This is a genomic window from Duganella caerulea (genome assembly GCF_040362985.1).
In the GTDB taxonomy this organism is placed as follows: Bacteria; Pseudomonadota; Gammaproteobacteria; order Burkholderiales; family Burkholderiaceae_D; genus Rugamonas; species Rugamonas vulcania.
The window spans coordinates 11,522-25,027 of record NZ_BPWJ01000003.1; the positions used below are offsets into that span (position 1 = coordinate 11,522).

General features: G+C 64.3%; 13 protein-coding genes. 12 read left to right on the plus strand and 1 reads right to left on the minus strand.

Features of this window, described 5'->3' with window-relative positions; all coding sequences use genetic code 11:
• Positions 1-79 precede the first annotated feature (79 nt).
• The 4 genes from ACUJB0_RS09235 to ACUJB0_RS09250 are packed head-to-tail and all read left to right on the plus strand — an operon-like array spanning position 80 to position 5,078.
• Positions 80-1,372 (plus strand): allantoate amidohydrolase, encoded by a 1,293-nt coding sequence (locus ACUJB0_RS09235; protein ID WP_444844974.1) that lies wholly within the window; start codon positions 80-82, stop codon positions 1,370-1,372.
• Positions 1,369-2,619, plus strand: coding sequence for a M20/M25/M40 family metallo-hydrolase (locus ACUJB0_RS09240; RefSeq protein WP_444844975.1), 1,251 nt, complete (start codon positions 1,369-1,371; stop codon positions 2,617-2,619). Before ACUJB0_RS09235 ends, ACUJB0_RS09240 begins: the two co-directional genes overlap by 4 nt.
• Before the next feature lie 58 nt (positions 2,620-2,677).
• Entirely contained in the window at positions 2,678-4,000 is a 1,323-nt protein-coding gene (locus tag ACUJB0_RS09245; RefSeq protein ID WP_444844976.1) for a C4-dicarboxylate transporter DctA, read from the plus strand.
• A gap of 43 nt (positions 4,001-4,043) precedes the next feature.
• On the plus strand, positions 4,044-5,078 hold the full coding sequence (locus ACUJB0_RS09250; RefSeq protein ID WP_444844977.1) for a porin: 1,035 nt from the start codon (positions 4,044-4,046) through the stop codon (positions 5,076-5,078).
• Between the two features lie 55 nt (positions 5,079-5,133).
• Here the strand turns inward: ACUJB0_RS09250 and ACUJB0_RS09255 are convergent, their stop codons facing one another.
• On the minus strand, positions 5,134-5,376 hold the full coding sequence (locus tag ACUJB0_RS09255; RefSeq protein ID WP_161088022.1) for an accessory factor UbiK family protein: 243 nt from the start codon (positions 5,374-5,376) through the stop codon (positions 5,134-5,136).
• 278 nt (positions 5,377-5,654) lie between these two features.
• On the opposite strand from ACUJB0_RS09255, the gene ACUJB0_RS09260 reads away from it, so the two are divergent.
• From ACUJB0_RS09260 to ptsP, 8 genes are all read left to right on the plus strand, one after another.
• Positions 5,655-6,419 carry a TorF family putative porin gene (locus ACUJB0_RS09260; RefSeq protein ID WP_161088023.1) on the plus strand — a complete coding sequence of 255 codons (765 nt, stop codon included), beginning with the start codon at positions 5,655-5,657 and terminating at the stop codon, positions 6,417-6,419.
• Between the two features lie 11 nt (positions 6,420-6,430).
• Positions 6,431-6,769 carry a P-II family nitrogen regulator gene (locus ACUJB0_RS09265; protein WP_092279474.1) on the plus strand — a complete coding sequence of 113 codons (339 nt, stop codon included), beginning with the start codon at positions 6,431-6,433 and terminating at the stop codon, positions 6,767-6,769.
• 11 nt (positions 6,770-6,780) lie between these two features.
• On the plus strand, positions 6,781-8,316 hold the full coding sequence (locus tag ACUJB0_RS09270; RefSeq protein WP_444844978.1) for an ammonium transporter: 1,536 nt from the start codon (positions 6,781-6,783) through the stop codon (positions 8,314-8,316).
• Between the two features lie 192 nt (positions 8,317-8,508).
• The gene (gene gshA / locus ACUJB0_RS09275) at positions 8,509-9,810 is read left to right on the plus strand and encodes a glutamate--cysteine ligase (protein WP_444844979.1); all 1,302 of its coding nucleotides are present in this window, start codon (positions 8,509-8,511) and stop codon (positions 9,808-9,810) included.
• Between the two features lie 85 nt (positions 9,811-9,895).
• The gene (gene gshB, locus ACUJB0_RS09280) at positions 9,896-10,858 is read left to right on the plus strand and encodes a glutathione synthase (protein WP_444844980.1); all 963 of its coding nucleotides are present in this window, start codon (positions 9,896-9,898) and stop codon (positions 10,856-10,858) included.
• A 54-nt stretch (positions 10,859-10,912) separates the two neighbouring features.
• Positions 10,913-11,320, plus strand: a complete 408-nt coding sequence (locus tag ACUJB0_RS09285) for a PTS sugar transporter subunit IIA (protein WP_444844981.1) — start codon at positions 10,913-10,915, stop codon at positions 11,318-11,320.
• An 80-nt stretch (positions 11,321-11,400) separates the two neighbouring features.
• A complete protein-coding gene (locus tag ACUJB0_RS09290; RefSeq protein WP_117012806.1) occupies positions 11,401-11,670 on the plus strand; it encodes an HPr family phosphocarrier protein in 270 nt (89 codons plus the stop codon).
• A 44-nt stretch (positions 11,671-11,714) separates the two neighbouring features.
• Positions 11,715-13,457 carry a phosphoenolpyruvate--protein phosphotransferase gene (gene ptsP, locus ACUJB0_RS09295; protein ID WP_444844982.1) on the plus strand — a complete coding sequence of 581 codons (1,743 nt, stop codon included), beginning with the start codon at positions 11,715-11,717 and terminating at the stop codon, positions 13,455-13,457.
• The last annotated feature ends 49 nt before the right edge of the window (positions 13,458-13,506 follow it).

Here is a 13,506-nt window from a genome sequence, read left to right on the forward strand (position 1 = left end):
CGTGTGAAATGGTTGACTCGACATGAAAAAAGATTTTCAATGGACATAAATCAAAGAAAATAATTTACCGGAGATTCCCATGGACATGTCGGACTGCACCACAAGTACTGGATATGCCGAGCTGGGCGCCAGCATCATGGCACGCGCGCAGGCGCTGGCCGCCCACACCGAAGCGCCGGGCATGATGACGCGCAGCTTCCTCACGCCGGCCCATCACGCGGCCGCGGCCCAGCTGGCCGAGTGGATGGTCGAGGCCGGCATGAGCGTGCGCCGCGACGCCGTTGGCAACGTCATCGGCCGCTACGAGGGCATCGAGCCGGATGCGCCCGCGCTGCTGACCGGCTCGCATTTCGACACCGTCCCCAACGGCGGCATCTACGACGGCAACCTGGGCATTCTGCTGCCGATCGCCTGCGTCGCCCGCTGGCATGCGCAGGGCCGGCGCTTCGCCCACGCCATCGAGGTGATCGGTTTCGCCGAGGAGGAGGGCGTGCGCTTCAAGGCCACGCTGCTGGGCAGCCGGGCGATCGCCGGCGCCTTCGACCTGCGCGTGCTCGACAATACCGACGCCGCCGGCGTCACCATGCGCCAGGCCATCGACACCGCCGGCCTGGGCTACAGCTGCGCCGACCTGGCCGCCGCCGCGATGGACCCGGCGCGGATGCTGGGCTTCCTGGAAGTGCACATCGAGCAGGGCCCGGTGTTGCTGGACGCCGGCCTGGCGCTGGGCGTGGTTACCGGCATCGCCGGCGCCACGCGCATGCAGGTGGAGGTGACGGGTGTGGCCGGCCACGCCGGCACGGTGCCGATGGCCGGGCGCCGCGATGCCGCGATGGCGGCGGTGGAAATCGCGCTGGCGATCGAGCAGCGTTGCGGCGGCATCGCCGGCCTGGTGGGCACGGTCGGCCAGTTCGACGTGCCGGGCGGCGCCGCCAATGTGGTGCCGGGCCGCGCGCTGTTCTCCATCGACGTGCGCGCCGAACAGGATGCGCAGCGCGAGGCGGCGGTGGCGGACATCCTTGCCGCCATCGAGCGCATCGCCGCGCGCCGTGGCGTGGCCACGCAGGTACGCCAGACGCACGAGGCGCGCAGCGTGCCATGCGCGCCCGCGCTGCGCGGTCAACTGGAAGCCGCGCTGCAACGCGCCGGCCTGCCCGCGCGCCAACTGCCATCCGGCGCCGGCCACGACGCCATGGTGATGGCCGCCCGCACCGACATGGGGATGCTGTTTGTCCGCTGCGGCAACGGCGGCATCTCCCACAACCCGCTGGAAACCATGACGGCCGAAGACGCCGCGCTGGCCGCCCGCGTGGTGAGCGACTTCATCGAACACTTCCAGCCATCCTCCGACCGCAAGGAACACACAGCATGACACTCACTCCCATCCAGGCCCGCCTGGCCAGCTGGATCGACGACCATTTCGACGCCGAGGTGGCCTTCCTGCAAGACGTGGTCCGCATCCCGACCGACACGCCTCCCGGCAACAACGCGCCGCACGCGCACGCGGTGGCCGCAATGCTGGATGAACTGGGCTGGACGGTCGAGCGGCATGCGGTGCCGGAGGAGGCGGTGCGCGCCTACGGCATGGAGACCGTCACCAACCTGATCGTGCGCCGCCGCTATGCCGCGCCGGGTCCGACGCTGGCGCTGACCGCCCACGGTGACGTGGTGCCGCCGGGCGAGGGCTGGACTCGTCCGCCCTACGGCGCGGTGATCGAGGACGGCCTCCTGTACGGCCGCGCCGCCGCCGTCTCGAAAAGCGATTTCGCCACCTACGTGTTCGCGGTGCGCGCACTGGAGACGCTCGGCATCGCATTGCATGGCGGCGTGGAGCTGCACTTCACCTACGACGAGGAATTCGGCGGATTGCTCGGCCCCGGCTGGCTGCTGGAGCAGGGGCTCAGCCATCCTGATTTCGTCATCGCGGCCGGCTTCAGCTACCAGATCGTCACCGCCCACAACGCTTGCCTGCAACTGGAGGTCACCGTGCACGGCAAGTCCGGCCACGGCGCGATGCCCGAGACCGGCCACGACGCGCTGCAGGCCGCCACGCGCATTCTCAACGCCGTGTACGCCCAGCTGCCTGTGCTGCGCGACATTAAGTCGCAAGTGCCGGGCATCGGTTCGCCGACCATGCTGGTGGGCCGCATCGACGGCGGCACCAACACCAACGTCGTGCCCGGCAAGGTGGTGATGAAGCTCGACCGCCGCATGATCCCCGAGGAGGACACGGCCGAGGTCGAGGCGCAGCTGCGCGCGTTGATAGCGGCCGCCGTCGAAGGCGTGCCAGGCATACGGATCGAGATCAGGCGGCTGCTGTTGTCGGAGGCGCTGCGGCCGCTGCCGGCAGTGCAGCCGCTGCTGGCCAGCCTGCAGCGCAACGCGCTCGAGGTCATCGGCGAGACCATCCCGGCGGTGGGCACGCCGCTGTACGCCGACGCCCGCCTGTACGGCGCGCAGGGTATTCCCGCCGTGCTGTACGGCGCCGGCCCGCGCACGGTGCCGGAGTCGAACGCCAAGCGCGGCGACGAGCATCTGGTGCTGGAGGATCTGCGGCGCGCCACCAAGGTGGTCGCCATGACCCTGCTCGATTTCCTGCAAGCCGACGCGCCGCGCTGAGCGGCCGCCCCGGACAAAAACTTTCGCAGTTCAACGTGGTCAACAAGGGGTAACAGCAATGCGATTTTTCAAATCACTATTTGGCCAGATCGTGCTGGCGATGTGCATCGGTGTGGTGGTGGGAATGATGTATCCGGCGTTCGCCCAGAGCCTCAAGCCGCTGGGCGACGGCTTCATCAAGTTGATCAAGATGCTGATACCGTGCATTGTGTTCTGCGTGGTGGTGCAGGGCATCCACGGCGCGGGAGAACTGAAGAAGGTGGGCCGGGTCGGGCTCAAGGCGCTGATCTATTTCGAGGCTGTCACCACGGTGGCGCTGGCGCTGGGCCTGGTGCTGGCGTATGTGTTCCATCCAGGCGCCGGCATGAACATCGACGCCGCCACGCTCGATGCTTCGGCGATGAGCAACTACGTCAACACCGCCAACACCGTCAGGAACACCGGCTTCAGCGAGTTCCTCATGAAGCTGATCCCGTCCACGGCGGTGAGCGCATTCACCTCGGGCGATGTGCTGCAGGTGCTGCTGTTCTCGGTGCTGTTCGGTTGCGCGCTGTCGCTGGTCGGTGAGCGGGCCGCGCCGGTGGCCACGCTGATCGACGGCCTGGCCGCCGCCTTCTTCAAGTGCATGTCCTTCATCATCAAGCTGGCGCCGCTGGGCGTGTTCGGCGCGATCGCCTTCACCGTCGGCAAATACGGCATCGGCTCGCTCAAGCAGCTGGGCATGCTGGTGCTGCTGTTCTACGGCGCGGTCGCCATCTTGGTGTTCGGCATCCTCGGCACGATCTTGCGGCTGGCCGGCTTCAACATCCTCAAGCTGATCGGCTACCTGCGCGAGGAATTGCTGATCGTGCTGGGCACCGCCTCGTCCGACAGCGTGCTGCCGCAGGTGATGCGCAAGCTGAAGTACCTCGGCATCAAGGACGCCACCGTCGGCCTGGTGATCCCGACCGGCTACTCCTTCAACCTCGACGCCTTCTCGATCTACCTGACGCTGGCGGCGGTGTTCATCGCCCAGGCCACCAACACGCCGCTGGCGGGCGGCGACTTGCTGGCAATCCTGGCCATCGCGCTGATCACCTCCAAGGGCGCGCACGGCGTGCCCGGCTCGGCGATCGTGATCCTGGCGGCCACGCTGACGGCGATCCCGGCGATTCCCGTGGTCGGCCTGGTGCTGGTGCTGTCGGTGGACTGGTTCATGGGCATCGCCCGCGCCGCCGGCAACCTGCTGGGCAACTGCGTGGCCACCGTGGTGGTGGCCGCCTGGGAGAAGGACATCGACCGCGAACGCGCCCACGCGGTCTTGAACGATAACCGCGCCGCAATCGAGCGCTACGACGCCGAGCAGATCAAGCTCGACGCGGCGGCGGGCCAGCCGGGCTGATTCATCCATCGCACCACCACCTCCAGAAAAAGAAAAAGGATCTATGAACAAATCGTATAAATCGTTTACCGCGCTGGCCGTCCTGGCGGCCACCGCCGGTGTGGCGCAGGCCCAGTCGGCTGTCACGGTGTATGGCAACATCGACCTTGGCGTGTTCAAGAAGACCGGCTCCACGCTCAGCGAAGGGCGCCGCGATAACAACCGGTTGGGTTTCAAGGGTGTCGAGGACTTGGGCGATGGCTTGAAGGCGCTGTTTCAGCTGGAGATACGCTACGACCCGGATGTCGGCACCATCGAGGGCACCAGCCGTCCATTGTTCCAGGGGCAGAGCAGGGTGGGGCTGCAGGGTAGCTTCGGCACGGTGCGCATCGGACGCGGCCTGACGGCGCTGCAGGACTCGAACGTGGCGTTCGAACCGTTTCGCGGCACGCCTAGCACGGCGGGCTTCATCACCGACCTGATGGTGGCCGGCTACACCAGCCAGCCGCTCGATCCGGCCGGCTCGTCGGCCAACCGGTTTTCCAACGCGGTGTTCTACAACTCGCCGGAGGTAGCAGGCCTGCAGCTCAACGTCACGGTCGCCACGCGCGAGGCCAACGGCAATCCGGCGCTGATCGGCCGTGGCACGCAGGCGGCGCCGCAGTATGCGGCCAACACCACGCTGAACAGCAACCCGTACTCGGTCTCGGCCACCTACCGCGCCGGCATCTTCGCGGCGATGCTGGCGGCCGAGCGTAACGCGGCCGAGACAAAACTGTGGTCGGTGGCCGGCTCGGTGCAGGCGCGGCCGGACCTGAAACTGGTGGCTTCGTATCAAAGCCAGGATCAGGAGCATACGGTGGCCGTGAATCCGGTCACCAAGGCGTGGGTGGTTGGCGCCAACCTGGATATCGGTCCGGGGACCCTGTTGGCGGGCTATGGCCGCAAGACGCCGGACGGCGCCGTGCCGACCAAGCAGATAGGACTGGGCTACGAATACGGACTGTCGAAGCGCACTTTCCTGTACGTGGACGCCTCCAACCGCAAGGCTGTCACGTCGGTCAATTTCTACGGCGTGGGCATCCACCACAACTTCTGAGGCAGCCCGCCGTCGTGTTTTGGCGCCTGCCCGCAGGGGCGGGCGCCAGCGTGGGTCACTGCTGACCGGCCTTGGCTTCCAGTTCCGCCAGGCGCGCTTCCAGCGCTTCGAGCTTGGCGCGGGTCTTGGCCAGCACTTGCGCCTGCACGTCAAATTCCTCGCGCGTCACCAGATCCAGCTTGGCGAAACCCTGGGTCATCATCGACTTGACGTTCTTCTCGATGTCCTTTGCTGGTGAGTTTTCGATGGCCTGATTGATCTTGCTTTGCAAGTCATTGAAAAAAGTATTCATATCCATAATATTCCTTGATCTAACCGGCCTGACACTGCACCATTGCAGTGCGCTTCGGCCTTATTGTGGTGCGAAATTCGAAAAAATCACCGCCGCACCCATCCCATTCTCACATTTCTTTCAAATGCGGTCCCGTTGCCGATGTCCTTACGGCAGCTATCACCTCGACAAGATTAGCTGGCACGCATTCTGCTAAAGAAGTCATGAACGCTTTATCGCTTCGCTTCAAACAGGATTTTAAACCGCAACTGCTAAATAAGTTCAACTACACAAGGAAAACAACTATGAAAAGCTTGAGCAAGAACTTCACCCTGATCGCAGCGTTGACTTTAGCATTCGCCTCCATGAGCGCCGGCCTGGCGCACGCCGAAGACGCGACACCCGCGCCGGAAGCGAAACCAGACAACGAAGTCAGCTTCAACGCTGCCGTTGTCAGCGACTACCGCTACCGCGGCGTATCGCAAAGCCGCCTGAAACCTGCACTGCAGGGCGGCGCGGACTACACGCACAATCCAACCGGCTTCTACGCCGGTACCTGGCTGTCCACCATCAAATGGACCAAGGATGCGGGCGGCGATGGCAATGTCGAATGGGATCTGTACGCCGGCAAGCGCGGCGAGATCGTCAAGGACGTCAGCTACGACGTCGGCGGCCTGTACTACTACTATCCGTCCAACGGCCTGCATCCAAACGCCAACACCTTCGAATTGTACGGCCAAGTCGGCTACGGCCCGGTCACGCTGAAATACTCGCAGTCGACCACCAACCTGTTCGGCTTTGCCGACAGCAAGAACAGCGGCTACCTCGACGCTTCCGGCAACTTCGAACTGACCGACGGCTACGTGCTGAACGCGCACGCCGGCCACCAGAACGTAAAACACAACGGCGCCTCCAGCTATACCGACTACAAGCTGGGCGTGACCAAAGATTTCGGCGTAGTGACGGTGGCATTGGCGGCGGTCTATGCCGACACGAAAGCCTACGTCGGACCGGACGGGAAGAACCTGGCCAAAACCGGGGCTGTCCTGACCATTTCCAAAACCTTCTAAGCGAGGCCTGTATGAAACTGATTACCGCCATTATCAAGCCGTTCAAGCTCGATGAGGTCCGCGAGGCCCTCTCGGCGATCAACGTGCAAGGCATCACCGTGACCGAGGTCAAGGGCTTCGGTCGCCAGAAAGGCCACACCGAGCTGTACCGCGGTGCGGAATACGTGGTGGACTTCCTGCCGAAGACCAAGATCGAAGCGGCGGTGGATGACGCCGTCGTTGAACAGGCGATCGAAGCCATCGAAGGCGCTGCCCGCACCGGCAAGATCGGCGACGGCAAGATCTTCGTGTACAACCTGGAACAAGTCATACGTATTCGTACCGGCGAAACCGGCAACGAAGCTCTTTAAGGGGAAGATTGATGAAAAAAACTATAACAACGTTGCTGGCTGGGGTTGCCGTCCTGTTCGCGCTGTCCGCGCCGGTGCACGCCGAGGACGCCAAGCCGGCGGCTTCGGCGCCGGTCGCTTCCGCGCCGGCTCCGGCTGCGCCTGAAGCTGCCGCGCCTGCCGCCGCCGCTGCGCCTGCCGCGGCACCGGCCGCCGCTGCAGCCGCAGCGCCAGCACCTGTCCCGAACAAGGGCGACACCGCCTGGATGATGGTGTCGACCATCCTGGTCATCATGATGTCGATTCCCGGCCTGGCGCTGTTCTACGGCGGCCTGGTCCGTTCCAAGAACATGCTGTCCATCCTGCTGCAGGTGTTCACCATCTTCGCGCTGATCATCGTACTGTGGTGCGTGTACGGCTACTCGCTGGCCTTCACCGAAGGCAATTCCATCATCGGTAAATTCGACCGTCTGTTCCTGAACGGCATCTGGGATCCGGCCAAGGCCACGTTCTCGACCGCCGCCACCTTCAGCAAAGGCGTCGTCATTCCCGAATTCGTGTACGTGGTGTTCCAGGCAACCTTCGCCGCCATCACTTGCGGCCTGATCGTCGGCTCCTTCGCCGAACGCGCCAAGTTCACCGCCGTGCTGGCTTTCGTGGTGCTGTGGTTCACCTTCGCCTACCTGCCGATCGCCCACATGGTCTGGTTCTGGACCGGTCCTGACGCGATCAAGGATGCGGCAACCCTGGCGACCGAAACCGCCAAGGCCGGCTTCCTTTGGCAAAAAGGCGCGCTGGACTTCGCCGGCGGCACCGTGGTGCACATCAACGCCGCAGTCGCCGGCCTGGTGGGCGCCTACATGATGGGCAAACGCGTCGGCTACGGCCGCGAATCCATGGCGCCGCATTCGCTGACCATGACCATGATTGGCGCTTCGCTGCTGTGGGTGGGCTGGTTCGGTTTCAATGCCGGCTCGGCACTGGAAGCGGGCGACGTCGCCGCGCTGGCCTTCGTCAACACGCTGCTGGCCACCGCCGCCGCCACCATGTCGTGGCTGCTGGGCGAGTGGATCGTCAAGGGCAAGCCTTCGATGCTGGGTGCCGCTTCGGGCGCCGTTGCCGGCCTGGTGGCCATCACCCCGGCCTGCGGTTACGTCGGTCCGATGGGCGCGCTGATCATCGGCCTGCTGGCTGGTGTGGTCTGCCTGTGGGGCGTGAACGGCCTGAAACGCCTGCTGGGCGCGGATGACTCACTGGATGTGTTCGGTGTGCACGGCGTCGGCGGCATCATGGGCGCGCTGCTGACCGGCGTGTTCGCTTCGCCATCGCTGGGCGGCCAGGGCGTGTTCGACTACGTCACCAACAAGATGTCGGCCGATCCGTACTCGATCGTCAGCCAGGTCACCATCCAGGCGACCGCCGTCGGCACCACCATCCTGTGGTCGGCCATCGTCTCGCTGATCGCCTACAAGCTGGTCGACATCGTCATCGGCCTGCGTGTACCGGAAGAAGAGGAACGCGAAGGCCTGGACATCACCAGCCATGGCGAGTCCGCGTATCACGCTTAAACCTATGCCTGATTGATAACGTTGCACAGGCCCGCCACGGCGGGCCCCTCGAAAGCGCCTCTTTGTAGGCGCTTTTTTTATTTCCCGCCTTTAAAATAGGGTTTTCGCCCCGATTTGGGCTATCTGCACGGTAATATCCGATGTTCTGCGTGCCTGGAGGGTCGTCCTCCCGCATCATTTAAGGAAGTAATCATGGTTCCCCATCTCGCCACGGCCCTGACCGGACCGCTGCTCGACCTCGAAGAAAAAATCCTGGCCGCGACGCCGGCCATTGAGCGCTGGTTCCGCCTGGAGTGGCAGGAACACACGCCGCCGTTCTATTGCTCGGTCGATATGCGCAACGCCGGCTACAAGCTGGCGCCGGTCGACACCAACCTGTTCCCCGGCGGCTTCAACCACCTGGCGACCGAAATGCTGCCGCTGTCGGTGCAGGCCGCCATGGCCGCGATCGACAAGTACTGCCCCGACGCCCGCAACCTGCTGCTGATTCCGGAAGTGCACGAGCGTCATCCGACCTATTGGCAGAACGTGGCCCGGCTGATGCAGATCTTCCGCCAGACCGGCCTGCACGTGCGCCTGGGCTCGCTGTCGCCGGAAATCACCCAGCCGACCCCGCTGCCTCTGCCGGACGGCAACATGCTGGTGGTCGAGCCGCTGGTGCGCTCGGCCAACGGCCGCCGCCTGGGCCTGAAGGACTTCGACCCGTGCACGATCCTGCTGAACAACGACCTGTCGGCCGGCATTCCTGACATTTTGCAGAACATCCACGAGCAAAGCCTGCTGCCACCGCTGCACGCCGGCTGGGCCCTGCGCCGCAAGAGCAACCACATGAACGCCTACGACGAGGTGGTCAAGAAGTTCGGCAAGCTGATCGGCGTCGATCCGTGGATGCTCAACCCGTTCCACGCCAAGTGCGACGCGGTCAACTTCCGCACCGGCGAGGGCTACGATTGCCTGGCCGCCAATGTCGACACGCTGCTGTCCAAGATCAAGAAGAAGTACAAGGAATACGGCATGAAGGACCAGAAGCCGTTCGTGATCGTCAAGCCGGACGCCGGGACCTACGGCACCAGCATCCTGACGATCAAGGATTCCAGCGAAATCAAGGACTTGAGCCAGGCCCAGCGCGACAAAATGATCGTCATCAAGGATGGCAAGGAAGTGACCGACTTCATCATCCAGGAAGGCGTGCCGACCTTCGAGAGCATCAAGGACGCGGTGGCCGAGCCGGTGGTCTACATGATCGACCGCTACGTGGTGGGCGGCTTCTACCGCGTGCACGCCGAGAAGGGCATCGACCAGAACCTCAACGCGCCCGGCTCGCAGTACGTGCCGCTGGCGTTCGCCCAGCAGCACGCGGTGCCGGACCTGAAGGCCAAGCCGGGCACGGCCGCGCCCAACCGTTTCTACGTGTACGGCGTGGTGGCGCGGCTGGCCTTGCTGGCGGCGTCGCTGGAAATGGAACGCACCGATCCGAACCCGGAAGTGTACTAAGCGCCCGGGGAGCGGACTGGTCCGCTCCCCGGTGCCGCCGGCGAATCTCGGCTAAAATCAGGCATTACCCAGAATGGATGCGCCCATGAAAATAGCTTTCCTCGCCGATCCCTTGGCCAGCTTCAAGACCTACAAGGACTCGACCTACGCCATGATGGTGGAGGCGGCCAAGCGCGGCCACACCGTCTACGCCTTCGAGCAAAACGACATGGCGCTGGACGGCGGCGTGGTCTACGCCAACGCGGCCGTGATCACCATCACCGGCGACAGCCACGACTGGTACCGCGCGGCGCCGGCCCACGAAACCAACCTGGGCGATTTCGACGCCATCATCCAGCGCAAGGATCCGCCGTTCGACATGGAGTACATCTACGGCACCTACCTGCTGGAGCTGGCTGAAAAGCAGGGCGCGCAGGTGTTTAACAAGCCGTCCGCGATCCGCGACCACAACGAAAAGCTGTCGATCGCCCAGTTCAGCCAGTACACGTCGCCGACCCTGGTGACCTCCGACGAAGCCCGCATCCGCGCCTTCCAGAAACACCACGGCGACATCATCCTCAAGCCGCTGGACGGCATGGGCGGCGCCGGCGTGTTCCGCGTGACGGCCGACGGCATGAACCTCGGCTCCATCATCGAAACGCTGACCGACAACGGCGCCCGCACCATCATGGTGCAGCGCTACATCCCCGAAATTGTGCAAGGCGACAAGCGCATCCTGGTCATCGGCGGCAAGCCGGTGCCGTATTGCCTGGCGCGCATCCCGCAGAACGGCGAAGTGCGCGGCAACCTGGCGGCCGGCGGCATGGGCGTGGCCCAGCCGCTGACCGAGCGCGACGCCGAAATCGCCAACGCCCTGGGCCCGATACTGGCCGCCCGTGGCCTGTTGCTGGTAGGATTAGATGTTATCGGTGATTGCCTCACGGAAGTGAACGTCACCAGTCCAACCTGCTTCCAGGAAATCACCCAGCAAACGGGCTTCCAGGTGGCGGCGATGTTCCTCGACGCCGTCGAAGCGGCCGTGGCGCAGGGCAAACAACTTAAAAATTAACAATAATGCCGGACGCCGTCAAAAAACGTCCGCGCTCACTGGCGGTTTAAGAATATGGTTGGCATACTGCTTATGACGCACGCTCCACTGGGCCAGGCTTTTATTGCCGCCTGCGCCCATGTGTTCCGTGGTCCGACCGAGCGCCTGGAGGCGATCGACGTGGTCGCCGACCAGGACCTCGCTGAAGTCCAGGCACTGGCCTCGGCGGCGATCAAGCGTCTCGACGATGGCGACGGGGTGCTGGTCATCACCGACGTCAAAGGCGGCACGCCCGCCAATTGCTGTAACCGTCTGGCGGACGCCGGCCGGGTGGAGGTCATCGCGGGCATCAGTTTGCCGATGCTGCTGCGCGCCATCACCTACCGCCGCGACACGCTGGACGTGGTGGTCGAGATGGCCTTGGCCGGCGCGCAGAGCGGAGCAGTGCGCGTCGACAACCGGATCAGGGTCGGGCAGCCCTGAGGCCGGATTTATGTGGCCGCCGCTTGCATGCATGGCGGCGGTTTTTTGCAGTGCGCATTTCTGATTGAGACAAAAGAAAAATGATTCAACAAGAACTTGAGATTATCAACAAGCTTGGTTTGCATGCGCGTGCCTCCGCCAAATTCACCCAACTGGCAGCTAAATTCCAGAGCGACGTCTGGCTGACCCGCAACGCGCGCCGCATCAACGCCAAGTCCATCATGGGCGTGATGATGCTGGCCGCCGGCAAGGGCGCCAAGGTCATGCTGGAAGCGGACGGCGCCGACGAGGGCGATTGCATCGCCGCGCTGACGGCGCTGGTCAACGACAAGTTCGGCGAAGGCGAGTAATGCCGGCGGAACGCAGCCGTCCCCGTACCCCCACAGGTCCGCCTATGGCTTCCTTCACCCTGCATGGCATCCCGGTTTCGCGCGGCATTGCCATCGGCCGCGCGCACAAGCTCGCGCCGGCGGCGCTGGACGTCAAGCACTACCTGGTGGCGGAAGAGCATCTGGAGGCCGAGGTATCGCGCCTGCAGCAGGCGCTGGCGCAGGTGCACAAGGAACTGCAGACGCTGTGGAACGAGCTGCCGAAGGATGCGCCGACCGAACTGGGCGCCTTCATCGATGTCCACGCGCTGATCCTGTCCGACCCGATGATCTCGGAAGCGCCGCTCGACATCATCCGCACCCGCCACTACAACGCCGAGTGGGCGCTGCTGACCCAGATCGACGAGCTGTCGGCGCAGTTCGACGAAATCGAAGACCCCTACCTGCGCGAGCGCAAGGCCGACATCCAGCAGGTCGCCGAGCGCGTGCTGAAGGTGTTGATGGGCACCGCGCAGATCCTGCCCGCCACCACCGGCGAGGACGGCTTCCAGGCGCAGATGATCATCGTCGCGCACGACATCTCGCCGGCCGACATGCTGCAGTTCCGCGACCGTTCCTTCATCGGCTTCGTCACGGATGTCGGCGGGCAGAACTCGCACACCGCCATCGTCGCCCGCAGCCTGGATATTCCGGCGGCGGTCGGCATGTCCGGCGCTTCGACCTTGATCGAGCAGGACGACTGGCTGATCATCGACGGCGACGCCGGCGTGGTGATCGCCAATCCGAGCGCGCTGGTGCTGGAGCAGTACCGCGAACGCCAGGGCGCCGCCGCCCGCGCGCGCAAGAAGCTCAATAAACTCAAGAAGACCCCGGCCGTCACCAGGGACGGCGTCGAGATCCAGCTGATGGCCAACATCGAGCTGCCCGACGATTGCCCGGCCGCGATGGAGGCGGGCGCCAACGGCGTGGGCCTGTTCCGCTCCGAGTTCCTGTTCATGGGCCGCAACAGCCGCATCCCGTCCGAGGACGAGCAGTTCGAACAATACAAGCGCGCGGTGGTGGCGATGAAGGGCCGGCCGGTGACCATCCGCACGCTCGACATCGGAGCCGACAAGCCGCTCGACCAGACCGAGCACACGGCGCTCAATCCGGCGCTGGGTTTGCGGGCGATCCGCTACTGCCTGGCCGAGCCGCAGATCTTCCTGACGCAGCTGCGCGCCATTTTGCGCGCGTCGGCGTTCGGCAAGGTGCGCATCCTGATCCCGATGCTGGCGCACGCGTTCGAGATCGACCAGTCGCTGGCGATGATCGCCCAAGCCAAGGCCGAGCTGCGCGAGCACAACGTCAAGTTCGACGACGACGTCGACGTCGGCGCCATGATCGAAATCCCTGCCGCCGCGCTGGCGCTGCCGATGTTCGTCAAGCGGATGGACTTCCTGTCCATCGGCACCAATGACCTGATCCAGTACACGCTGGCGATCGACCGGGTTGATTATGAGGTCGCGCACCTTTACAATCCGCTGCATCCGGCTGTGCTGCAATTGATCTCGATGACGATTGCGGCCGGGCATAAAGCCGGGATCGACGTGGCCGTATGCGGCGAGATGGCGGGCGATGTCAAGCTCACGCGCCTGTTGCTGGGCATGGGCTTGCGCGAATTCTCGATGCACCCTGCGCAGCTGCTGTCGGTCAAGCAGGAAATCCTGAACAGCGACCTTGCGCTCATTACGCCGCAAACCCGCAAGATCATGCGCTCGATGGAACCCAACGTGATTGCAGACGCGGTCGAACAATTACAGTTGATGTAGCAAGTGGTGGGACCCATCCTCGCGGTCCCACCTTGATAGATGGCCCGCG

Excerpts from the sequence above, each read along its gene's own strand:
- ACUJB0_RS09235 (WP_444844974.1), top strand. The coding sequence starts at position 80 with ATGGACATGTCGGACTGCACCACAAGTACTGGATATGCCGAGCTGGGC.
- ACUJB0_RS09240 (WP_444844975.1), top strand. The coding sequence starts at position 1,369 with ATGACACTCACTCCCATCCAGGCCCGCCTGGCCAGCTGGATCGACGAC.
- ACUJB0_RS09245 (WP_444844976.1), top strand. The coding sequence starts at position 2,678 with ATGCGATTTTTCAAATCACTATTTGGCCAGATCGTGCTGGCGATGTGC.
- ACUJB0_RS09250 (WP_444844977.1), top strand. The coding sequence starts at position 4,044 with ATGAACAAATCGTATAAATCGTTTACCGCGCTGGCCGTCCTGGCGGCC.
- ACUJB0_RS09255 (WP_161088022.1), bottom strand. The coding sequence starts at position 5,376 with ATGGATATGAATACTTTTTTCAATGACTTGCAAAGCAAGATCAATCAG.
- ACUJB0_RS09260 (WP_161088023.1), top strand. The coding sequence starts at position 5,655 with ATGAAAAGCTTGAGCAAGAACTTCACCCTGATCGCAGCGTTGACTTTA.
- ACUJB0_RS09265 (WP_092279474.1), top strand. The coding sequence starts at position 6,431 with ATGAAACTGATTACCGCCATTATCAAGCCGTTCAAGCTCGATGAGGTC.
- ACUJB0_RS09270 (WP_444844978.1), top strand. The coding sequence starts at position 6,781 with ATGAAAAAAACTATAACAACGTTGCTGGCTGGGGTTGCCGTCCTGTTC.
- gshA (WP_444844979.1), top strand. The coding sequence starts at position 8,509 with ATGGTTCCCCATCTCGCCACGGCCCTGACCGGACCGCTGCTCGACCTC.
- gshB (WP_444844980.1), top strand. The coding sequence starts at position 9,896 with ATGAAAATAGCTTTCCTCGCCGATCCCTTGGCCAGCTTCAAGACCTAC.
- ACUJB0_RS09285 (WP_444844981.1), top strand. The coding sequence starts at position 10,913 with ATGGTTGGCATACTGCTTATGACGCACGCTCCACTGGGCCAGGCTTTT.
- ACUJB0_RS09290 (WP_117012806.1), top strand. The coding sequence starts at position 11,401 with ATGATTCAACAAGAACTTGAGATTATCAACAAGCTTGGTTTGCATGCG.
- ptsP (WP_444844982.1), top strand. The coding sequence starts at position 11,715 with ATGGCTTCCTTCACCCTGCATGGCATCCCGGTTTCGCGCGGCATTGCC.